This window comes from Candidatus Poriferisocius sp., assembly GCF_965214065.1.
GTDB lineage: Bacteria > Actinomycetota > Acidimicrobiia > Acidimicrobiales > Bin134 > Poriferisocius.
On the sequence record NZ_CBDCAT010000027.1, the window covers coordinates 913,152 to 935,202 of the forward strand.

The following is a 22,051-nucleotide window of genomic DNA, read 5'->3' on the forward strand; positions in this document are numbered from 1 at the left end:
TATTGCCTGGCCATCTCGGTGCGGGCTGCGGTTTGGGTATCGGCGGGTGTTAGTGCTCCGAGCTCGATGACTTCCTCATGGATCTCTCCTGTGGATGGGAATGAGCCCTCGTAGCGCTCCGACACCGGGGAAGCATGATCCAATATCTCGGCGCTGGCGCTCCCCGTGGCCCAGATAACTCCTTCGTCTCCGGCAGCCCTGGTGATTCGGGAGTACTCCATGGCGCTCGGCCTCCTCCCACCAGAGCCCGATGAGCTCTTCCAGTTTGTCGGGCTGGTCTTCGGCCAAGTCGCGGCACTCGGAGAAATCGACGGAAAGGTCGTACAGCTCCCACCGGTCGTCATCGAAGTCGTGGCCGCGGATATGCCGGGTGACGGCCTTGAACCAGCGGCCGTCCTGTTCGGCCACCAGCGCCCGCGAGCCGAACATCTCGTAGTACTGGCGGACGCTCGCTGCGTCAGCCATGGGCGCCATTCTGCCCTCTTTTGCCGTGGTCAAGACTTCATGCCGCCCAGAGCCGAATCAGAGGGATGCGTTGATACACCGAACCGGGCCATCCCAATTCAGCATGTCTTTGTCCAGGGTAAGCAGCGGGCACTCCTGGACGAGCGCGGTGGCCAAGATGAACCGATCGGCGGTATCACCAGTAGCCAGGCCCAAATCTCCTAGGCGGGCGGCTTTTTCGGCTTCGAATGATCCGATGGGCAAGTCTCTGATTCCCGCAGCGGCCAACCGCAACCGCAGAAGGGCTACGTTCAACTCTATGGCCAGCCGACGTTTGGCTTGCAAGAGAGCCAGTTCCCAATAGGTAATGGCGCTGACCACCGCCTCGCCCCTCCTAATGGCATGGTCGACCAACTCGATGCTCTGGGATCCGAGCTTGCCGTCAGCCAGGCCCCAACTGAAGCGGAGCACCACGTTGGTATCAAGTAGAAGCATCAGCCATCAGGCTCAGGCGGGCCAACAATTAGTTCTGGCTCTTGCTGATCCCAGCTGGTCAGAATCTCGTCTACCACCTCTTCGTTGGCAGAAAGCACATCCGCCTCGAGGAAATCGAACCCTTCGGGAAGCGAGATGGTGTCCCGGCAAAAGCCGAACAGCGACCCGGAGTTCTCGGCGAGGGGAGGGCGAGGGGGGCGGACCTCGGCCACCGGCCGCCCGTTCTTGGTTATGACTATCTCCTGACCATCCCGCACCGCCTCCAAGAGCGGACCGCAATTGGCCCGAAACTCGCTAACCGGCATGGTGATGGCCGAAATAGGGTTCTTGGCAAGCGGCATTAGGTTAGGCTAGCGGCCTTGACAATAATGTACAACAATGTACAAAAAGGCTCTACCGCGGAATCTGATGCTTGAAGTCCATGGCCACGGCTGACCATCTCGACCAAATCGACTCTGCGCTGCGCAACGACATCCGACGGCTGGGCAACCAACTCGGCGATGCCCTGGTGCGACAGCACGGCCCGGAATTGCTCGAGCGAGTAGAGCAGGTGCGGGCAATGGCCCGGGGCCTGCGGCGCGACGCGGAGTCGGGAGCGGCTCTGGCCGAGCTGCTCGACGACGTGGACGTGGTGGAGGCCATCCGCCTGGTGCGGGCGTTCACGGTGTATTTCCACCTGGCCAACACTGCTGAGCAGGTCCACCGGGTGGAGGATTTGAAGGCCGGAGGCCTGGTTGGCAGCCGTCGGTTCGCCGAGACGGTGGAGAAGCTTTTGGGGCTGGGCATCGAACGAGAAGAGATCGTGGCCGCCACCACCGCCGCCGACCTCCGACCGGTGTTCACCGCGCATCCTACCGAGGCCTCCCGCCGGTCGATCCTCGACAAGCTCACCGAGGTCGCTGTGCTCATCGAGCGACGAGGGGAGACCACCAGCAGCCCGGCTGATCGGGAACGCATTGACCGCCGGATCGACGAGCTTATCGACGCCATCTGGCAGACCGACGAGCTTCGCCGGGAGAGGCCCGATCCCGTGGACGAGGCCCGTTCCATCCTCTACTTCCTCACCGAGATAGCTGTCGCCGGCGTGCCCGAGCTCTTCGACGATGTCGACGCCGTGCTGCGGGCCATTGGAGGATCGCTCGACGGACCTCAAGTGCCGATTCGGTTCGGGTCGTGGGTGGGCGGAGACCGCGACGGCAATCCCAACGTGACTCCCGACATCACCCTGCAAGTCCTGGCCTTTCAGCGGAGCCGGGCGCTGCGCCTGCTGGTGGCCGAGGTGGAAGAGCTGTCGTCTGAGCTGTCGGTGAGCACCGCAGTTGCCGGCATCAGCCCAGAGCTGGAGAACCAGATCGAAGCCGACCGCGACGACTTTCCCGACGTGGTATCCCGGTTCACCAAGCTGAGCGCCGGTGAGCCATACCGCCAGCGCTGCTCGGTGATCCACCAACGGCTGTTGGAGGCCATGGACCAGCCGCCCGGACTAAGGGCCTATCAGTCGCCGGCTGAGGTGGAAGCCGATCTGGCCGCCATGGCCCGGTCGCTTGAGGCCAACGGGGGTTCGCTGTTGGCCCGAGGCCGCCTGGCCCGCGTCCGGCGAATCCTGGCCATGGCCGGATTCCACCTCGCCACTCTCGACATCCGCGAGAACGCCGCCGTCCACCATGAGGCACTAGGCGACCTCTTCGCCGAGCTGGGAACCGACTACGGCACGCTGTCGCGCTCCGAGCGCACAGCGCTGTTGGCCGCAGAGTTGGAGAGCCGCCGCCCACTGGCCCCTCCCGCGGGGTCCGATGCCCAGGGCACGCTGGCGCTGTTCGCCGCCTTGCGCCAAGCCCTCGACCAGCACGGCGAAGAGGCCATCGAAAGCTACATCGTCTCGATGACCAAGAGCGTCGACGATGTGCTTGCCCCCGCCGTGTTGGCCCGCGAGGTCGGGTTGGTGGACATCCCCGGGGGCGTTGCCCGGATCGGCTTTGTGCCCCTGTTTGAGACCATCGACGATCTCCGAAGAATCGGCACAATGCTCGAAGAGCTCTTCGCCGTTCCCGCCTATCGGCGGCTGGTGCAGCTCAGAGGCGATGGGCAAGAGGTGATGGTGGGATATTCCGACTCCAACAAAGACGGCGGCATCACCACCTCTCAGTGGGAAATCCACAAAGCGCTGCGCAAGATCGCCGAAGTCTCAGCAAAGACCGGCATCAAGGTGGTGGTTTTCCACGGTCGGGGAGGCACAGTGGGCCGAGGCGGCGGGCCCACCAACGCGGCCATCTTGTCTCAGCCGGCCGGAGTGGTGGCCGGGGGCCTCAAGGTCACCGAGCAGGGCGAGGTGATCGCCGACAAATACGGCCTTGCCGGCCTAGCCCAGCGCAACCTCGATCTCGCCTTGTCGGCCGTTGTCGAAGCCACTGTCGCCCACCGGCACCCGCGCCACGGCCACGGCGGCATCGAGGCTTGGAACGAGGTCATGGAGCTCATGTCGGATCGGGCCTACGGGGCGTACCGCGGCCTGCTCGACACCCCCGGGTTCGCGGAGTACTTCAAGACCTCCACCCCGGTAGAGGAGTTGGCGGCCATGAACATCGGATCGCGTCCCGCCCGCCGCTCGGGGTCGGCGGGCGGCATCGACGATCTTCGGGCTATCCCCTGGGTGTTCGGATGGACCCAGTCGCGCCAGATCATCCCCGGTTGGTTCGGGGTGGGCACCGCGTTGGAGGCAGCCCAGCAGGCCGGGTTCGGCGACCAACTCCAAACCATGTATCGGGATTGGCAGTTCTTCGGCACTTTCATATCCAACGTGGAGATGACCCTGGTCAAGACCGATCTGGCCATCGCCCGGCACTACGTCAATCGCCTGGTGGCCCCCGAGCTCCACCATTTCTTCGACACCATCGTCGAAGAGCACGACCGAGCCGCGGCCCACATTGCCGAGCTGACCGGGGGAGACCTGCTCGGCGACCTCCCGGTGCTCAAGCGGACCCTGGCGGTTCGCGATGCCTATCTCGACCCCATAAGCGTTTTACAGGCAGAGCTGCTTTCCCGGTCTCGGAGCCGGCTGGCATCGGCTGCCGACGAAGACAGCCGCCGCATCCAGCGTGCCCTGCTGCTCACGGTGAACGGCGTTGCCGCCGGACTTCGCAATACCGGATGAGGGGTTGTTTTGGAAGCTGAGAGGGGCCGGTCATGCCGCTAGTCGGCCTCGTCGCGCTCGGCGATCAGTGTCACAGCCTGCGATGGCCACTTCCATTTGCTGATGCGGCCGGGAATCTCAAGGGCGGTTTCGAGATCTTTGACTGCTTGGTCGTCGAGGGCGGCTAGGTCTTCGTAGGTGACGATTCCATGATCGGGCAGCGCCCGGGCCAGGGCGGGATCGGTGCCCTTGATGAGGGTGAAGTCGTCTGGTCTCCTGGCGGGGTCTGGCACGGGCTTGTCTTGAGAGGCCCGCGCCGGTGGCGGCTCGGTAGCGGCTTCTGGAGCCGCCGTTTCCTCCGGCTCGGCCTCGGCCACTTCGGCTGGCGGCTCGGGAACGGCTGCAGGCTCGGGAACAGCTGCTGGCTGAGGTTCTGCGGGCGGTGCCGCCTCGGTAACAACCGCAGCCTGTGGCTCGGCCGCTGCGATGGCAACGGGTTCTGGAGCCGCGGTGCGGATGGTGAGCAGTTCAGATTGCCGGGCGGCTTCCTCGTCGGCGTCTCGGTTCTCCAACGCCTCCAACAGGTGCATGGAGATGTCGCCCACGATCACGTCGTCGTCGGCGCCCTCGGCCTTGATGCCGTCGTCGATCATGATGTAGCAGAACGGGCAGGCGGTGGCGATTCGATCGGCTCCAGTCGCAATCAACTCCTGTGACCGCTCCACGTTGACCTGTTTGCCGATGGTCTCCTCCATCCACATGCGGGCTCCGCCGGCGCCGCAGCACATCCCTTTGGTTCCGTTGCGCTCGGCCTCCACCACTTCGACTCCGCCCAGCGAGCCCACCACCCGCCGGGGGGCCAGGTACACATCGTTGTGGCGGCCCAGGTAGCAGGAGTCGTGATACACCACCCGCTCGTCAAGGCGGGCGCCGGACATGTCAAGGCGTCCGTCGTCGATCAGCGCCTCCAGGAACTGGGTGTGGTGGACCACTTCGTAGTGCCCGCCGAGCTGGGGGTACTCGTTGGCCAAAGTGTTGAAGCAGTGGGGGCACTGGGTGACGATCTTCTTGACCCCCATTTCATTGAGTGTCTCGATGTTCTGCATGGCCAGCATTTGGAAGATGTACTCGTTGCCCGAACGCCGGGCCGGGTCGCCGGTGCAGTTCTCGGCCGGTCCCAGGATGGAGAAGCTAACTCCCGCCCTCTGAAGCAGCTTTGCCACCGCCCGAGTGACCTTGCGGTTCTTGTCGTCGAAAGAACCGGCGCAGCCCACCCAGTACAGGTACTCCGACTCCAGGGGGTCGCCCCCGTCGAGCACGGTGATACCCTCGAACTCGGTGGCCCACGCCCCCCGGTCGCCCTGGGACATGCCCCACGGGTTCCCCGAGTTCTCCATTGACCGGTAGGCCTGCCCCAACTCGGTGGGGAAGTCGGACTCCATCAGCGACAGGTAGCGCCGCATGTCGAGGATCTTGTCGAGGATCTCGATGTTCACCGGGCAGATCTCGTCGCACGCCTTACAAGAGGTACATGCCCAGATCTCCTCGCCGGTGATCCGCTCGAACAGCGAGTTGGCTTCAACCTTGATTTCCGGCACCGTGCCCAGAGGCGGAGTGGTGGCCGGTTCGCCGGTGGCGGCCATGACCTCCCCGGTCTTAAGAACGATCTCCCGTGGGTCGAGGGGTTTGCCGGTGGCATGGGCCGGGCACACCGATGTGCACCGGCCGCACATCGTGCAGGCGTCGGTGTCGAGCAGCTGCTTCCAGGTGAAGTCCTCCACCGTGGCCGCGCCGAAAGACTCTAGGTCGGTCTCCATCAGGTTGGGCATGGGCTTCATGGCGCCCTTGGGCCGGTCTTTGTCCCGCAGGTACATGTTCAGCGGGGAAGTGAACATATGGCGCAGCATGGTGATGGGCAACAGCACCAAGAAAGCAATAAAGGCAATCACGTGGCCGGCCCACCAGAACTGGTGCCAGTGGTCGAGGCCTTCGAGGCCCCTCATGTGAGTGGCCACCCAGTAGCCGATCACCGACCACTTCTCGAAGTCGGGCACGCCGTGGTCGGCAATGCGGAAAACTTCGGCGCCGAACCCGGTTATCCCGATGGCGAAAAACGTGCCCAAGATCACCGCGTGCTCGGGTCTTGACTTGATGCGGATGCGGTAGGGCCGCAGCCGGCGGGGGCCGTAGCGGCGCACTATGGCCCAGATCACCCCGGCCATGAAGACGACGCCGGCTATGTCGGCCACTGCCGAGTACACCTGATAAACCCGGCCGTGGAGGAACTTGGCCCCGTCAGGGAGCTGCTCGTCGATCTCCAGGGTGGTGGTGACCCCCAGCAGGATGATGAACCCGACATAGATCATGGTGTGCATGATCCCGGCGCCGGGCTCCCGCAAAAGGGTGCGCATGTACATGCCCCGCCGGAGGTCTTCGAGGCGGGTCTTGAAGTTGGCCGCGGTGGTGCGCCGGTTGTCGGGGCCGCCCCGCTCCCAGTTCTTCACTCGCTTGGCGAATTCCCAGGCCGCCCACACCAAGAAGATGGGAATGATGGTGTAGAAGGCGGCCTTCCACCCATTGGGGATGTTCTCCCACGGGTGGCGGGTGACCTCGGCCGGGTTCTTGAACTCTGTAATGGCCGAGGCGATGCCCGAGGCGACGGTGAAGGCGGCGAAGCCCAGCCCGAGGCCGAGGACGATGTGATAGGGACGCAGGCGCTTTTGGTCCATGGCGACCCCAAACTAGTAGTTGGCATCCCCCCGTTCCGTACTCAAGCGGGCAGCACGAAGCCACCACCGCCTGCTTGAAATTCACAGCGCAGAAACAATCGTGAAACTTGGCCTTCCTACGGTTTCCCTGATTGCGCCAGAGCCGAAGTGGCGAAGGCGCTAAGCGGCGAAGGAGGGCCGAAACCCATGAAAAGGAAATTTGGAGTAGGTGCGCTGATTGCTGGCGCAACAGTACTCATCGGTGTAGTGCCGGCGGCCGCCCAAGACGGCGGTGCCGAGGCGGTGCAGGCGGTGATGGACAACCTTTGGGTGTTCATCGCCGGCATCTTGGTGTTCTTGATGCAGGCCGGGTTCGGCATGGTCGAGGCCGGGATGACCCGGGCCAAGAACGTGGGCAACATCATGGCCAAGAACCTGGCGGACATGTGCATCGGCGCAATGGCCTTTTTCGCTTTCGGCTTTGGCATTGCCTACGGAACCGACGCGGGATCAATTTTCGGTACCGACGGCTTCTTCTTGAGCGGCATGTCGAATGCCATCGACGGCGGTTTGAGCGGCCCCACTGATTTCTTCTTCCAGGTGGTGTTCGCGGCCACTGCGGTAACCATCGCCTCGGGGGCCATGGCTGAGCGCACCAAGTTCTCCGCGTACTTGGTGTTCAGCTTCTTTATGACCGCGCTGATCTATCCGGTCGTAGTCCACTCATTCTGGAGTGGCGACGGACTCATCGCCGACTTGGAGATCGGCGACGCCAAGTTCGGCGACTTCGCCGGCTCCACCATCGTGCACAGCACAGGCGGATGGGCCGCGTTGATGGGTGCTATCTACCTCGGACCCCGCATCGGCAAATACGACGAAAATGGCAACTCCCGGGCCATGCCCGGCCACAACATCGCCTTTGTGGTACTGGGTGTGTTCATCTTGTGGTTCGGCTGGTTCGGGTTCAACCCCGGCTCCGAGCTGGCTGCGGACAATGTGGTAATGCATGCTGCTTTGACCACGCTGCTGGCTGCGGCCGCTGGCGGCTTGACGGCCGGGGCGGTCATCTGGCGCAAAGCCGGATCGCTCGACGTGGCCATGACTGGCAACGGTGTCTTGGCCGGACTCGTGGGCATCACCGCCGGCACCGCCACCATGAATCCGCTGGGTGCCGTTGTGACGGGGGCCATCGCCGGGGCCATCGTGGTGTACTCGGTGCTGTTCTTCGACCGCAAGGGAGTAGACGACCCTGTTGGCGCCATCTCTGTCCACGGTGTTTGCGGTGTCTGGGGCACGCTGGCGGTGGGCCTGTTCGCCCGCTACGCCGATGGGTTCGTAGCCACCGACAAGGCCGGCTTGTTCTACGGCGGCGGCATCGACCAGTTGGTGGTGCAGCTCATCGGTGTGGTGCTTGTGTTCGCATGGGTGACGGTTACTACCGGAATCCTGTTTGCGGTGATGAAGAAGACGATGGGTCTGCGGGTGTCTCGTGAGGAAGAGATTGGTGGTCTCGACCTTCACGAACACGGAGTGCCTGGGTACGGCCCGGACACCTCGGCTTCTGTGGGCTGAACTCCTACAGATCCACAGGCGCTCAGCCCGCTTGCTTGGCCACTGCCGCAGCCGCTTCGGCCGCTGCGGCGGGATCGAGTGAGCGGGCGAGCGTCGTTTTGGCCTCGATTGGCATCATGTCGGGGCCCAGTTCGTACACCAGCGGAATGCCCGTAGGGATGTTGAGGTCGGCGATGGCATCATCGTCGATCTGGTCGAGGTGCTTGGCCAGAGCCCTCAGGCTGTTTCCGTGGGCCGAGATCAGGACCACCCGCTCGGCCCGCAGGTCGGGGACCACGGCGTCGTGCCAGTAGGGCATCAACCGCTCCACCACATCGGCAAGGCACTCGCTTGTGGGCAGCAATTCGGGGGGAATGTGTGCGTAGCGGGGATCGCGATTGGGGTTCCACGGGTTGTCTTCGGCAATGTGCGGGGGCGGCGTGCGGTAGCCCCGGCGCCAGGCGTTGAGTTGCTCGTCGCCATAGCGCTTAAGGGTCTCGGACTTGTCCATCCCCGTGAGGTCGCCGTAGTGACGCTCGTTCAACCGCCAATCCTGCTTCACCGGCACCCCGGTCCGGTCCATCTCGGCTAGGGCTAGGTCCGCGGTGCGGATGGCCCGGGTCTGGAGTGAGGTGTGCACAACGTCGGGCAAAAGTCCAGCCTCGGCCAGCGCTCCTCCTCCGGCTCGAGCTTCAGCCTCTCCCTTCGGCGTCAGGTCGCAGTCGTACCATCCGGTGAATTGGTTGGAGGCGTTCCATTGGCTCTGCCCATGACGGAGCAGGATCAGGATTGTTGGGTTCACTCTTGGGAGCGTAGCGGCACATACCCTTAGTGGACGGCACTCAAGTTTTGGGATATGACAATTTGAAGGGTATCCTTGATGTGGAAAATAATTCTGACAAAACCCAAACAATCAAGGAGTCAATCAATATGGGAAAGGTTGTCGGCATCGATCTGGGCACCACCAACAGTGTGGTCGCATTGCTTGAGGGCGGTGAGCCCACGGTTATCGCCAATGCCGAGGGCTCTCGCACAACCCCGTCGGTAGTGGCCTTCTCCAAGGATGGAGAGGTACTGGTAGGTGAAGTGGCCAAGCGCCAGGCCATTACCAACCCCGATCGCACCATCCGCTCGGTCAAGCGCCACGTGGGCACCGACTGGTCGGTGGGTATCGACGGCAAGGCCTATAACAGCCAGGAGATATCGGCTCGGACCCTGCAAAAGCTCAAGCGGGATGCCGAGACCTATCTGGGCACCGAGGTGACCGAAGCGGTAATCACCGTGCCGGCCTACTTCGACGACGCCCAGCGCACCGCCACCAAAGAGGCCGGAACCGTTGCCGGGCTAGAGGTGTTGCGAATCATCAACGAGCCCACCGCCGCCGCCCTGGCCTATGGGCTCGAAAAGGGCGACACCGACCAGACCATCCTGGTGTTCGACTTGGGTGGGGGCACCTTCGACGTATCTGTGCTGGAGATCGGCGACGGGGTATTCGAGGTGAAGTCCACCAGCGGCGACACCGCCCTGGGCGGCGACGACTGGGACGACCGGGTGATCGGCTGGTTGGTGGACTCGTTCCGCAATGACCACGGCGTAGATCTGAGCAAGGACAACATGGCTATGCAGCGGCTCAAGGAGGGCGCGGAGCAGGCCAAGATCGAGTTGTCGCAAACCCAGAGCACCAATGTGAATCTGCCGTTCATCACCGCCACCGACGCCGGGCCGCTCCACATGGACTACGAACTGAGCCGGGCCAAGTTCCAAGACCTCACCAGCGACCTATTGGACCGCTGTCGCAAGCCCTTTGAGCAGGCCCTGTCCGACGCGGGTCTGTCGGCGGGCGACGTAGACCACGTGATCCTGGTGGGCGGCTCCACCCGGATGCCAGCAGTGGTCGACCTGGTTACCGGAATGACCGGCACCCAGCCTCATCAGGGAGTCAACCCCGACGAGGTAGTGGCCGTGGGCGCCGCGGTGCAGGCCGGCGTGCTCAAGGGCGAGGTCAAAGACGTGTTGCTTTTGGACGTGACCCCGCTTTCGTTGGGCATCGAGACCAAAGGCGGCGTGATGACCCGCCTTATCGAGCGCAACACCACCATCCCCACCCGCCGCACCGAGGTGTTCACCACTGCTGACGACAACCAGCCCACGGTGGAGATCCATGTACTCCAGGGCGAACGGGAGATGGCGTCTTACAACAAGACACTGGGCAAGTTCCAGCTGGTAGACCTTCCGCCCGCGCCCCGTGGGGTACCCCAGATTGAAGTCACTTTCGACATCGACGCCAATGGCATCGTGCACGTGTCGGCCAAAGACCGGGCCACCGGCAAAGAGCAGTCCATCACGATTACCGGACAGAGTTCGCTGGACAAGAGCACCATCGATCAGATGGTCGCCGATGCCGAGGCCCACGCCGCCGAGGATGCCCGTCGCCGGGAGGAGGCCGAGGCGCTCAACAACGCCGACAGCCTCGTGTACCAGGTGGAGAAGCTGTTGGCTGATGCTGGCGACTCGGTGGACCCCGACAGCCGTGCTGAGGTCGAGGCCAAGCTGGCTGACCTGAAAGCGGCTATTGATGAGAAGGATCTGGACCGAATCCGCTCGGCCACCGAGGAGCTCTCGGCCATCAGTCAGCGGATCGGTGCTGCCATGTACGAGCAGGCTGCTGCTGCGGCCGGTGATGCGCCGGGAGACTTTGATGCGGGGGACGGCACGGTTGACGACGATGGCATCGTTGACGCCGAGATCGTCGAGGACGAAGATGGCGAAGACGACAGGGCCTCCCAGTGAGCGAGTCGCCTGGGGCTGACGCTGAAGCTGAGGAATCGGCGAACGAGCAGCTAGCCAACTGTTCGGTTAGCGAAACTGACGAATCGGCGGTCGAAGGGCTCGAAGAGCAGCCGCCCGAGGCAGGTGCCGACGATGGCGCCGACTCGGAAGAGCCGCTGCCAACGATCGATGAACTGTTGGCCCAGCGAGACGGCTATCTCAGCGACCTCCAGCGGGTGACGGCCGAGTTTGCCAACTATCGCCGCAAGGCGGCTGAGCGTCAGCAGGAGACGGTTGCCTTAGCCGCGGTGGGCATCGTCGAGAAGATGCTGCCCGTTCTGGATGCCTGCGATGCCGCGGTGGCCCAGGGGGCCGAAGACGTCGTCCCTATCAGAGACGCTCTGTTCGGAGCTCTGGAGAAGGAGGGCCTGGCCAAACTGGACGATCCCGGCGCGCCGTTCGACCCCAACTGCCACGAAGCAGTGATTCACGAGCCGGGTGAAGGGGAGGCGGTGATCGCCGAGGTATTGCGGGCTGGCTACCAGTTGAACAGCCGGGTGTTGCGGCCCGCCATGGTGAAGGTCCGGGGGTAGGGGGTAGCTCGGAGTCATGGACGTAAAGCGGGAATGGCTGGAGACCGACTACTACAAGGTGCTCGGTGTCTCCCCGTCCGCGTCCGACAAGGAGATCACCAAGTCGTATCGCAAGCTGGCCCGCAAGCTGCACCCCGATGCCAACCCGGGCGACACCAAGGCCGAGGAGCAGTTTAAAGAAGTGTCGGCGGCCTACGACGTGCTGGGCGACGGCGAGCGCCGGGCTCAGTACGACCAAGTGCGCCACATGGGGCCCATGAACTTCCAGGCTGGGCCGGGCGGCTACACCATGGAAGGCGACATGGCCGACTTCGTCTCGGCATTCATGGGTGGCGGCCGCTTCGGCCGCGGCGGCCATCCATTCAGCGGTCAGACCCGCCCGGTGCGGGGGCGCGATCTCAGTGCCCATCTGACCCTGGACTTCGAAGAGGCCGTGCGAGGGGTGACCACCGACGTCCGGCTGAGCGGTGACACCGCCCAAGCAGGCCGCTCCATTTCAGTCCGGATTCCCGCCGGCGTGGCCAACGGCCAGAAAATCAAATTGGCCGGCAAGGGGGAGCCAGGGGCAAATGGCGGCCCCCCCGGTGACTTGTATGTGGTGGTCGATGTCAAGGCCCACCCCGTGTTCGGCCGTCAGGGCAAGAACCTCACCGTCACCGTGACGGTTTCGTTCGCCCAGGCCGCGCTGGGGGCAGAGATCTCCGTGCCCACTTTCGAGGGCGACCCGGTGAAGCTACGCCTGCCTTCCGGGAGCCAGCCCGACCAGGTTCTTCGGGTGCGAGGCCGGGGGGTGAAGACCGGCAAGGGCACCGGCGACCTTCTAGTGAGAGTAGCTCTGGAAGTGCCCACCGAATTGAACGACGAGCAGCGACGTGCTCTCGAAGCGTTCGACAAGTCGATGGAGGCGAGACCATGATCGACCCCCGAGGCCGCGATCGGGCGGTGTATGTCATTTCGGTCGCCGCCGAGCTGGCCGGAATCCACCCCCAGACCCTGCGAATCTACGACCGCCGGGGTCTGGTCCAGCCGGCCCGTACTGGCGGGGGGAGCCGGCGCTACAGCGACGCCGACATCGACAGGCTCCGCCGGGTGCACGAGCTCACCAGCGAGGGCATGAACCTCGACGGGGTGGAACGAGTGCTGGCCCTTGAGGCCGAGGTCGCTCGGCTCAAGGCCCAAGTGGCGAACCTTGCCCGGGAGCTTGAGTCGAAGCGGGCCGACATTGTCTTGTATCGCAGGAGTTAGGTCGAAGAAGTTGATCCGCGACTAGTACAGTCCGATTCTGGCACTTCTGTGCTTGCCGCTTCAGTGACTGTGACACCGACACTCGCCCCCGACCTCTCCGACCTCTTGGTGGCCTACCAAGCCGTAAGGTCCTACACCGACGCGCTTGCCGGCCCTTTGAGCAACGAGGATCAGTGCATCCAATCGATGCCCGATATCAGCCCCACCAAATGGCACCGGGCCCACGTCACCTGGTTCTTTGAGACTTTCCTGCTCAAGCCTCGCCTGGATGGCTATAGCGAGTACCACCCGGCGTTCGGTTATCTGTTCAACTCGTATTACGAGGCGGTCGGGCAGCGACACCCCCGGCCCGAGCGGGGCAATCTCTCCCGACCTTCATGCGAAGAGGTAGCTGCCTACCGGTCCCATGTGGATCGGGCCATGGCCGAATTGCTATCCCGTCCGCAGGATGGACCCACCGCTGATCTGGTCACCCTGGGTCTCCACCATGAACAGCAGCATCAGGAGTTGCTGCTCATGGATATCAAGCATGTGCTGTCGACCAACCAGGCGCTATGGCCCGCTTACCACAAACTCCCCTCTTCGCCCGCCGATGGGTCAGCCAACGGTCAGCAATCGGACGGTTGGGCCAATTTCGGAGGCGGGGAGGTGTGGGTAGGCCACGACGGCGACGATTTCGCTTTCGACAACGAGAGCCCCCGCCACCGGGTCATTTTGCCCTCGTATCAGCTAGCCGATCGGCTGGTGACCTGCGGCCAGTGGCTGGAGTTCATGGTTGACGGGGGCTATGACACCCCCACGCTGTGGCTGTCGGACGGCTGGTACCAGCGGCTGGAGAATCGATGGGAGGCGCCCTCCTACTGGGATCTCCACCCCGACGAAGGCTGGCGGGTGTTTGCTCTTCATGGGCTTCAACCACTGTCTCCCGAGGAGCCGGTGTGCCATCTGTCGTACTACGAGGCCGATGCCTTCGCCCGCTGGGCCGGTGCCCGGCTTCCCACCGAGGCTGAGTGGGAGCACGCCGCTGAGGGGGAGGAGCCGAAAGGCAATTTAGGAGAAGGGGGCCGGCTGCACCCCGCCCCCGCCCCACCGGGCGGCGGCACGCGCCAGCTCTACGGGGACGTGTGGGAGTGGACCTCTAGCCCCTATGGCCCCTATCCCGGTTTCCGCCCCGCGCCCGGCGCGGTGGGGGAGTACAACGGCAAATTCATGGTCAACCAGTTCGTGCTCCGGGGCGGGGCTTGTGTTACACCGCCCGGACATGTCCGGGCCACCTACCGCAACTTCTTCCACCCCCACACGCGCTGGCATTTCTCCGGGTTGCGCCTGGCCCGAGACGCATGATGATCGAACCGGTAGTCGACATCCATTTGGATCGCGCCTGGATCGACCAAGCGCTTCGGGAAGACGTGGCCCAGGGGCTCACAAACCAGCCCAAAGAGCTGCCTCCGAAGTGGTTCTACGACGACCGGGGCAGCGAGTTGTTCGATCAGATCACCCGCCTGCCCGACTACTACCCCACTCGGCGGGAGCGGGAGATCCTCGAGCGCGAGGTGGACGTTATCGCCGAGCGGTCGGGGGCCGACACCGTTGTGGAGTTGGGCTCGGGCACCTCGGAGAAGACCCGGATCGTTCTGGATGCCCTGGCTGCCACGGGATGGCTTCGCCGCTACGTGCCGTTCGACAACAGCGAGGCCACGCTCCGAACTGCGGCCGCCGAGTTGGCTGAGGCATATGAGGGACTGGCTGTCCACGGTGTGGTTGGCGACTTCGAGCACCACTTGAGCCACGTCCCCAAAGGTGGCTGCCGCCTCCTGATGCTGCTGGGCGGCACGATCGGGAACTTCCCCCCTGCAGCCCGTAAGGACTTTCTGGCCGCAGTGGCCGATGCCATGGTGCCAGGTGACACGTTCCTCTTGGGTTTCGACCTGGTGAAGGAGCACGATCGACTGATCGCCGCCTACGACGATCCCGATGGAGTGACTGCCGAGTTCAACCGAAACGTGTTATCGGTGATCAACCGTCGTCTCGACGCCGACTTCGATCTCGACCAGTTCGAGCACGAGGCCCGTTTCGATTCCGATGAGGAGTGGGTCGAGATGTGGCTTCGGTCGTGCCGCCCCCAGCGGGTGACCGTCGGAGGGCTGGGCATGACGGTTGACTTCGACCGGGATGAGCGGATGCGCACCGAGATTAGTGCCAAGTTCCGACCGGAGAATATCGGACCAGAGCTGGCTTCCGTCGGCTTGGCCATGGAGCGCCTGTGGACCGACGCCCGGGAGGACTACGCCCTGACCCTGTCTCGTATGGTGGGATGACGCTGCTACAGCTGAGTTGGATTTAGTGCTGGTCAACCACCAGCGTGTCGCGAGTAGGGTCTGCCTGTAAGCCACGCTGATGGAGTAGGCCTTTGCCAGCAACAGTGGTCGTTGGGACGCAATGGGGTGACGAGGGCAAGGGCAAGTTCACCGACCTCCTCTCCCGCGAAATGGACATGGTGGTGCGCTATCAGGGCGGCCACAACGCGGGCCACACCCTCGTGGTGGACGGCGAGACCTTCAAGCTCCAATTGGTTCCCAGCGGCGTCCTATATCCCCATGTGACCCCGGTAATCGGCAACGGCGTTGTGATCGATCCCAGAGTGCTGATCGAAGAGATGGACCGACTGGCCGAGGCGGGAGTCGATTGCGGGCGACTACAGGTCAGCGGCAACGCCCACCTCATCTTCCCCTACCACCAGGCGCTGGACGTGGTGGCCGAGCGGCACTTGGGGCGCAACAAGCTGGGTACCACCAAACGGGGTATCGGCCCGGCCTACTCCGACAAGGCGGCCCGGGTGGGGCTGCGGGTGCAGGATCTGCTCGATCCCAAGATATTCCGGGAGAAGCTCGGTGTGGTGCTGCACGAGAAGAACCCCCTGCTGGCCAAGGTGTACAACCGTCTGCCCTTCGATCTCGAAAGCCTGGCTGCCCAGTACCTGGAGGAGTGCCGCCCTCGCCTGGAGCCGCACATTGCCGACACGGTGGGATTGCTCCACGACGCCTTGGAGACCGGCAAGAACCTACTGTTCGAAGGGGCTCAGGCCATGTTCCTGGATCTCGACCACGGCACCTATCCTTTTGTCACGTCCTCCAACCCGGTAGCCGGCGGGGTATGCGTCGGGGCCGGCATCGGCCCCCGCCACGTCGACCGAGTCATCGGAGTGACCAAGGCATATATCAGCCGGGTGGGTTCGGGTCCGTTTCCCAGCGAGCTGACCGACGATATTGGCGATCACCTGGTGGATGTTGGTCGCGAGTACGGCACCAACACCAAGCGCCGCCGTCGTTGTGGCTGGCTCGACACGGTGATGCTCCGCCAGGCGGTGCGGGTGAACTCCCTGTCGGACCTGGCCATCACCAAGCTCGACGTGTTGGACGCTCTTGATCCGATCAAGGTGTGCGTGGCCTACGAGGTGGACGGGGAGCGTCGCAGCTCGATGCCCTATCACCAGTCGGAGATTCATCGGGCGGTGCCGATTTACGAGGAGTTGCCCGGTTGGGGCACCGACCTGAGCGGTGTCAGCGAACGTTCAGAACTGCCTCGTGAAGCTGAAGACTATCTGTGCTTCATCGAGGAGCAGGCCGGCGTGCCCGCGACACTGGTAGGCGTGGGTCCGGGACGGGATCAGTTCATCACCTTCAGCGCGGTCCCGTGAGGGTCTGCGTCGTCGGTAGCGGTGGGAGAGAGCATGCGCTCACCCATGTGCTCGCCCGGTCGTGCGATGTGGTGGTCACCCCCGGCAATCCCGGCATCCCCGGTTCGACCCCGGCCCCGGCTACCGAGATCAACGCCGATCTCTATGTGATCGGCCCGGAAGTCCCCCTGGTCGACGGGTTGGCTGACAAACTGCGGGCGGCGGGGCGCCTGGTGTTCGGCCCCGGTGCCGACGGAGCCCGTTTGGAGGGGTCCAAGGCATGGATGAAGGATCTGCTGTTGGCCGCAGAGGTGCCCACCGCGGGCCATGGCTCGTTCACCGACCTGGACGCGGCTCTCCGGTACTTGGCCACCATGAGCGACCTGTTCGTCATCAAGACCGATGGGCTGGCCGCGGGCAAGGGAGTGCTGGTCACCGAGGACCGGGCTGAGGCAGAGGACGCAGTACGGGCCTATCTGTCAGGGGAGGCCTTCGGGGACGCCGGTCGCCGGGTGGTGATAGAGGAGGGCCTCACCGGACCCGAGCTTTCGGTGCTGGCGGTATGCGATGGCCGCCATGCCGTGCCGTTGGCCCCGGCCCAGGATTTCAAGCGCATTGGCGAGGGCGACGTCGGCCCCAACACCGGTGGAATGGGGGCTTTTTCCCCGGTTCCGCTGGCCGGTACCGATGTTGTGGATGAGGTGATGGAGCGGGCAGTGCTGCCCACGCTGACCGCGCTTCAAGGGAGGGGCATCGACTATCGGGGCGTGCTGTATGCCGGGCTGATGCTCACCCCCCAGGGGCTGAAGGTTCTGGAGTACAACGTGCGCTTCGGCGACCCGGAGGCCCAGGTGGTGTTGCCCCGGCTGCGGTCGGATTTGGCCGACTTGCTGGCCGGAGCGGCGGCCGGTGCGCTGGCCGAAGCCCCGGAGTATGGCGACGACGCCGCGGTGACAGTGGTGTGCGCCTCCGAGGGGTATCCCGCGTCCCCCCGGACTGGCGATCTCATCACTGGCATAGAAGCAGCCAACGCGGAAGCGGGAGTCACCGTCTTCTGCGCCGGGGTCTCGTCGGCCCGTCCCGGCAGTGGCGGTGTTGTTTCCCCTGGTCAAAACGGCCAGGGCTTAGTGACCGCAGGAGGCCGGGTGTTGGACATAACTGGGCAGGGACCCGACTTGGCCACTGCCCGAGACCGGGCTTACGCCGGGGTCACCCACATTGTTTGGCCGGGCCGCTACGTTCGCTTTGACATCGCCGCCAAGGCAGTGGACAGCGTATCTACGGGGTAAGAGAGATGAGCCTAAGAGTCGCCGTAATCATGGGATCTTCCAGCGACGAGGACACCATGTCCCCGGCCCGCACCACGCTGGAGCAGTTCGGGGTGGAGTGCCATTGGGAGGTCATGTCGGCCCATCGCACGCCCGAGAAGGTGCGCCAGTTTGTGTCGGGTGCCCGCGATGCCGGGTTTGGGGCCATCATCTGCGGTGCGGGCATGGCTGCCCACTTGGCCGGTGCGGCCGCGGCCCAAACCACCTTGCCGGTGATCGGGGTGCCCCTAGCCGGCGGAGCGCTGAACGGGGTGGACTCTCTTTACTCCACCGTGCAGATGCCCAAGGGGATCCCGGTGGCTACCGTGGCCATCAATGGCGCCATGAATGCGGCGTTGTTGGCCATCCAGATATTGGCCGTGTCCGACCCAGAGTTGGCTGAACGCCTGGCCACTCATCGCGCTGAGATGGCCGGTGCCTGAGAAAGACCAGATTCCCGACGTTCTGGCTGATCGCTACGCCAGCTCTGCGATGGCGGCAATCTGGTCGCCTGAGGGCAAGGTCAAAGCCGAGCGCCGCCTGTGGGTGGCAGTGCTGGAGGCCCAGCGGGATCTTGGGATCGAAGTACCCGACGGAGTGGTGGAGGCCTATCGGGGTGCTATTGGACAGGTCGATTTGGACTCCATTCGAGAGCGGGAGCGAGTCACCCGCCACGATGTGAAGGCCCGGATCGAGGAGTTCTGCGCCCTGGCTGGCCACGAGCACATCCATAAGGGGATGACTTCGCGCGATCTCACCGAGAACATCGAACAGCTTCAGATTCGGGATTCTTTGCGCTTGGTGCGGGACAAGCTGGTGGCGGTGATCTGTGCTCTGGGCCGACAGGCCGACACCCACGCTGAACTGGTGATGGTGGGCCGCTCCCACAACGTGCCCGCCCAAGCCACCACCCTGGGCAAGCGCTTCGCCAACTACGGCGGGGAGGCGAGGGCTGGATTGGATCGGATCGAAGACTTACTGGCCCGCTACCAGTTGCGTGGTCTGAAAGGTCCGGTGGGCACTCAGCAAGACCAGCTAGATCTATTAGCCGGTGATACCGACAGGGTGGGCGAACTGGAGCAGCGCATGGCGGCGAGCCTTGGCTTTGACAGTGTGATGGACAGCGTGGGACAGGTGTACCCCCGATCGCTGGACTACGACGTGGTCTCCGCGCTGGTGCAGACATCGTCGGCGCCCGCCAACCTGGCCCGTACCATCCGGCTCATGGCCGGCCAGGACCTGATCTCAGAGGGGTTCCAGACCGGGCAGGTGGGTTCGTCGGCTATGCCCGGCAAGCGCAACGCCCGGACCTCCGAGCGCATTTGCGGTTTGTCCGCAGTGGTTCAGGGGTACGCCGGTATGGTTACTTCTCTGGTGGGCGACCAGTGGAACGAGGGCGACGTGAGCTGCTCGGTGGTGCGTCGGGTGGCCCTGCCCGGCGCGTTTTTTGCTCTTGACGGCCAGCTTGAAGCCGTGCTGGTAGTGCTCAATGAGCTCGTGGTATTCGATGACGCGATTGCCGCTGAACTGGCCGCCAACCTGCCGACGCTCACCGCGACCCGGGTGCTGATGGCCTCGGTGGCTGCCGGAGCAGGCCGGGAAGAAGCCCATCGCATCATCTCCGAGCATGCCTCCAAGGGAAACAAATTCTTCACGGCCATCGTCGATGACGAGAGGTTGCCGATAGACGAAGTCGATGTCGATCAGATCAAGAGCCAGCTTTTAGCCTTGACCGGAGCTGCCGCTGAACAAGCTCGAGGCTTTGCCTCCAACACGCGGCAGCTAGCAGCCCAATATCCCAACGCATCCGTCTACCAGTCGGAGTCGATCTTGTGAGTATCTCAATCATCAATTTGCCCCCCGTCCATTCCGGCAAGGTCCGCGACATTTTTGATGCGGGCGACGGCCGGCTTCTGATGATCACCTCCGATCGCATCTCGGCGTTCGACGTGGTTATGGATGAGCCCGTCCCCCACAAGGGGAGGGTGCTCACTGCCATGTCGGCCTACTGGTTCGAGACGCTGGCCGACGTGCTGCCCAGCCATCTCATCTCCACTGATTTGGCCGACTTGCCCCCAGAGGCCCAGGTGAATGGGGTGGCCGGTCGAGCCATGCTGTGCCATCGGGCCGAGATGCTTCCCATCGAATGTATCGTGCGGGGGTACATCAGCGGCTCAGCCTGGAAGGAGTACAAGAGCCAGGGCACCATGCACGGCCAAGTGCTCCTGGCCGGGCTCCAAGAATCCGACAAGCTCCCCGAGCCGGTGTTTACCCCCTCAACCAAAGCCGAATCCGGCCACGACGAGAACATCTCCTACGACCAGGCGGTGGAACTGGTGGGCTCAGATTTGGCCGAACAGGCCCGGTCGGCATCGCTGGAGTTGTACCGCCGAGCCTCGGAGGCTGCGGCCCAAAAGGGAATCATCATCGCTGACACCAAATTTGAGATGGGCATGGTGAACGGCACTCTGGTGGTGGCCGACGAGGTGCTCACCCCCGACTCATCACGCTTTTGGCCGGTGGACGGTTGGACACCGGGAGCCACGCCGCCGTCGTACGACAAGCAGCCGGTGAGGGATTATCTCAGCACGCTGGATTGGGACAAGCAGTACCCGCCTCCGCCGCTGCCTGATGAGGTGGTGGCGGCCAGCGCGGCCCGCTACGTGAGCGCTTATGAGATCATCACCGGCCGCGATTTCGCCGACTGGCCCGGGTGATGGTGAAGAAATGAGCCAGATGTTCAACGTGGTTGTAGAGGTGAGCCTTCGAGAAGGGATAGCCGATCCCGAGGGCCTGACCATTGAACAGGCGCTGCCCGCTTTGGGATTCAACAGCGTTAGCGGCGTCCGAGTGGGTAAGTCCCTGCGATTTGATTTGGAAGCTCCCAACGAAACTGAGGCTCGTCAACAGGTAGAGGCCATGTGCGAACGCATTCTGGCCAATCCGGTCATTGAAGACACGGAAATATCAATTGACGGAGCGTCATGATCAATCCAATTGGCATGCCAGCTGGTACGCGTTCGTGACTGCCAAGGTCGGCGTTGTAGTGTTTCCGGGCTCTAACTGCGAGCACGATGTAGTGGAGGCTGTGGACTCAATCGGAGGTTCTGGAAAGCTTCTTTGGCATAAGGACACTCACCTGAGCGATGTCGACGCCGTTGTGCTACCCGGTGGTTTCGCCCACGGCGATTACTTGCGCACCGGGGCAATGGCTCGATTCTCTCCAATAATGGAGGTAGTATGCCGCTTTGCCTACGACGGGGGACCCGTAGTGGGCATCTGCAATGGGTTCCAGATCCTTACCGAGGCACAACTGCTGCCCGGAGCCCTCTACAAAAACCGCGGACTCAAATTTCTCTGCCAAACCACCACGTTGCGAGTGGAATCAACAAGCTCAGTGCTTACTCGGGGCCTTGCCCAGGGCGATGAGCTCAATGTCCCCATCAATCATTTTGAGGGCAATTATGTCTGTTCCAAAGAGACACTTGAGGAATTGCGCGCCTCGAATCAGGTCGTGCTGACCTATCGCGACAATCCCAATGGGTCTACTGACGACATCGCAGGAATTTGCAACAAAAACGGCAACGTGGTGGGGCTAATGCCCCACCCTGAGCGTGCCGCTCATCCGTTGCTGGGAAGCACCGACGGTGCTCTATTGCTGAAAGGCTTGATCAGCGATGGTTAGTCAGTGGAGCGAGTACGGGCTACCCCAGCTGCTTTCAACACGCTGGCCGGCACTCCCACCTCACGCCATGCCGCATAGGAAATGCCCTTGCGGCTGCTGTATTCGGCGGCGATTGCGATGAACTCGCTCTCAACCGCGCTGATATCAACCGTTTCCTCTTCCTTCGCCAATTCGGTCTGCAAGTCCATGAGCTCTTGGATCAGATGAACCTTTTTCAGAGGCTTGGCCTGTGCGATTTCACCAGGGAGCTCGTCAACGCGAGCTTGCATTTTCTCGGTCGAACGTTGCCGACCACGCTTAGGCTTGGTCGAGTCCAGCGCAGTCAAGTAACGGCTGACCGCGCGTCCTTGAGCCTGTCCGGCAGCCCGTGCCGATTTTACTTCTTCAGATACCACTGTCGCTCCTCTTTGGGTTTGGTCGGATTGTTGTTCGCCAATATGAAACTATA

General features: G+C 63.4%; 21 protein-coding genes. 15 read left to right on the top strand and 6 right to left on the bottom strand.

The genetic code is table 11. The annotated features are described in order from the left end of the window. Window positions 1–75: 75 nt before the first annotated feature. From ACOOGG_RS10750 to ACOOGG_RS10760, 3 genes are read right to left on the bottom strand one after another with little or no spacing between them, the layout of a single operon-like run. On the bottom strand, window positions 76–465 hold the full coding sequence (locus ACOOGG_RS10750) for a hypothetical protein (RefSeq protein ID WP_420435080.1): 390 nt from the start codon (window positions 463–465) through the stop codon (window positions 76–78). A gap of 57 nt (window positions 466–522) precedes the next feature. Continuing rightward, the gene (locus tag ACOOGG_RS10755; protein WP_420435082.1) at window positions 523–939 is read right to left on the bottom strand and encodes a PIN domain-containing protein; all 417 of its coding nucleotides are present in this window, start codon (window positions 937–939) and stop codon (window positions 523–525) included. Next, window positions 939–1,280, bottom strand: a complete 342-nt coding sequence (locus ACOOGG_RS10760; RefSeq protein ID WP_420435084.1) for a type II toxin-antitoxin system Phd/YefM family antitoxin — start codon at window positions 1,278–1,280, stop codon at window positions 939–941. Before ACOOGG_RS10760 ends, ACOOGG_RS10755 begins: the two co-directional genes overlap by 1 nt. 80 nt (window positions 1,281–1,360) lie before the next feature. On the opposite strand from ACOOGG_RS10760, the gene ppc reads away from it, so the two are divergent. Beyond that, the gene (ppc, locus tag ACOOGG_RS10765; RefSeq protein WP_420435086.1) at window positions 1,361–4,090 is read left to right on the top strand and encodes a phosphoenolpyruvate carboxylase; all 2,730 of its coding nucleotides are present in this window, start codon (window positions 1,361–1,363) and stop codon (window positions 4,088–4,090) included. 38 nt (window positions 4,091–4,128) lie between these two features. Here the strand turns inward: ppc and ACOOGG_RS10770 are convergent, their stop codons facing one another. Then, window positions 4,129–6,798, bottom strand: a complete 2,670-nt coding sequence (locus ACOOGG_RS10770) for a heterodisulfide reductase-related iron-sulfur binding cluster (RefSeq protein ID WP_420435088.1) — start codon at window positions 6,796–6,798, stop codon at window positions 4,129–4,131. Between the two features lie 186 nt (window positions 6,799–6,984). On the opposite strand from ACOOGG_RS10770, the gene ACOOGG_RS10775 reads away from it, so the two are divergent. Further along, the gene (locus ACOOGG_RS10775) at window positions 6,985–8,349 is read left to right on the top strand and encodes an ammonium transporter (RefSeq protein ID WP_420435090.1); all 1,365 of its coding nucleotides are present in this window, start codon (window positions 6,985–6,987) and stop codon (window positions 8,347–8,349) included. Window positions 8,350–8,371: 22 nt separating this feature from the next. Here ACOOGG_RS10775 and gpmA read toward each other — a convergent pair whose 3' ends face one another. Then, window positions 8,372–9,130, bottom strand: coding sequence for a 2,3-diphosphoglycerate-dependent phosphoglycerate mutase (gene gpmA, locus ACOOGG_RS10780; RefSeq protein ID WP_420435092.1), 759 nt, complete (start codon window positions 9,128–9,130; stop codon window positions 8,372–8,374). A gap of 128 nt (window positions 9,131–9,258) precedes the next feature. Between gpmA and dnaK the strand changes: the two genes are divergently transcribed. The 13 genes from dnaK (at window position 9,259) to purQ (ending at window position 21,603) form a co-directional block, all read left to right on the top strand. Further along, on the top strand, window positions 9,259–11,118 hold the full coding sequence (dnaK, locus tag ACOOGG_RS10785; protein ID WP_420435093.1) for a molecular chaperone DnaK: 1,860 nt from the start codon (window positions 9,259–9,261) through the stop codon (window positions 11,116–11,118). Further along, the gene (locus ACOOGG_RS10790) at window positions 11,115–11,690 is read left to right on the top strand and encodes a nucleotide exchange factor GrpE (RefSeq protein ID WP_420435094.1); all 576 of its coding nucleotides are present in this window, start codon (window positions 11,115–11,117) and stop codon (window positions 11,688–11,690) included. The genes dnaK and ACOOGG_RS10790 overlap by 4 nt, the downstream gene beginning before the upstream one ends. A 16-nt stretch (window positions 11,691–11,706) precedes the next feature. After that, a complete protein-coding gene (locus tag ACOOGG_RS10795) occupies window positions 11,707–12,606 on the top strand; it encodes a DnaJ C-terminal domain-containing protein (RefSeq protein WP_420435095.1) in 900 nt (299 codons plus the stop codon). Further along, window positions 12,603–12,935 carry a heat shock protein transcriptional repressor HspR gene (locus ACOOGG_RS10800; RefSeq protein ID WP_420435096.1) on the top strand — a complete coding sequence of 111 codons (333 nt, stop codon included), beginning with the start codon at window positions 12,603–12,605 and terminating at the stop codon, window positions 12,933–12,935. The genes ACOOGG_RS10795 and ACOOGG_RS10800 overlap by 4 nt, the downstream gene beginning before the upstream one ends. 63 nt (window positions 12,936–12,998) lie before the next feature. Then, window positions 12,999–14,279, top strand: a complete 1,281-nt coding sequence (gene egtB, locus ACOOGG_RS10805; protein ID WP_420435097.1) for an ergothioneine biosynthesis protein EgtB — start codon at window positions 12,999–13,001, stop codon at window positions 14,277–14,279. After that, window positions 14,279–15,253, top strand: coding sequence for an L-histidine N(alpha)-methyltransferase (gene egtD / locus ACOOGG_RS10810; RefSeq protein ID WP_420435195.1), 975 nt, complete (start codon window positions 14,279–14,281; stop codon window positions 15,251–15,253). Before egtB ends, egtD begins: the two co-directional genes overlap by 1 nt. 92 nt (window positions 15,254–15,345) lie before the next feature. Then, entirely contained in the window at window positions 15,346–16,632 is a 1,287-nt protein-coding gene (locus ACOOGG_RS10815; RefSeq protein ID WP_420435098.1) for an adenylosuccinate synthase, read from the top strand. Continuing rightward, window positions 16,629–17,900, top strand: a complete 1,272-nt coding sequence (purD, locus tag ACOOGG_RS10820; protein ID WP_420435099.1) for a phosphoribosylamine--glycine ligase — start codon at window positions 16,629–16,631, stop codon at window positions 17,898–17,900. The genes ACOOGG_RS10815 and purD overlap by 4 nt, the downstream gene beginning before the upstream one ends. A 5-nt stretch (window positions 17,901–17,905) precedes the next feature. Next, window positions 17,906–18,361 (top strand): 5-(carboxyamino)imidazole ribonucleotide mutase, encoded by a 456-nt coding sequence (purE, locus tag ACOOGG_RS10825; protein WP_420435100.1) that lies wholly within the window; start codon window positions 17,906–17,908, stop codon window positions 18,359–18,361. Next, on the top strand, window positions 18,354–19,754 hold the full coding sequence (purB, locus tag ACOOGG_RS10830; RefSeq protein WP_420435101.1) for an adenylosuccinate lyase: 1,401 nt from the start codon (window positions 18,354–18,356) through the stop codon (window positions 19,752–19,754). Before purE ends, purB begins: the two co-directional genes overlap by 8 nt. Beyond that, entirely contained in the window at window positions 19,751–20,635 is an 885-nt protein-coding gene (locus ACOOGG_RS10835) for a phosphoribosylaminoimidazolesuccinocarboxamide synthase (protein ID WP_420435102.1), read from the top strand. Before purB ends, ACOOGG_RS10835 begins: the two co-directional genes overlap by 4 nt. Window positions 20,636–20,645: 10 nt before the next feature. Next, on the top strand, window positions 20,646–20,906 hold the full coding sequence (purS, locus tag ACOOGG_RS10840; RefSeq protein ID WP_420435103.1) for a phosphoribosylformylglycinamidine synthase subunit PurS: 261 nt from the start codon (window positions 20,646–20,648) through the stop codon (window positions 20,904–20,906). A 34-nt stretch (window positions 20,907–20,940) separates the two neighbouring features. Next, window positions 20,941–21,603: a phosphoribosylformylglycinamidine synthase subunit PurQ gene (purQ, locus tag ACOOGG_RS10845; protein ID WP_420435104.1), complete on the top strand. Its 663-nt coding sequence runs from the start codon at window positions 20,941–20,943 to the stop codon at window positions 21,601–21,603. Here the strand turns inward: purQ and ACOOGG_RS10850 are convergent. Then, window positions 21,600–21,998, bottom strand: a complete 399-nt coding sequence (locus ACOOGG_RS10850; protein ID WP_420435105.1) for a hypothetical protein — start codon at window positions 21,996–21,998, stop codon at window positions 21,600–21,602. The genes purQ and ACOOGG_RS10850 overlap by 4 nt on opposite strands. Between the last annotated feature and the right edge of the window lie 53 nt (window positions 21,999–22,051).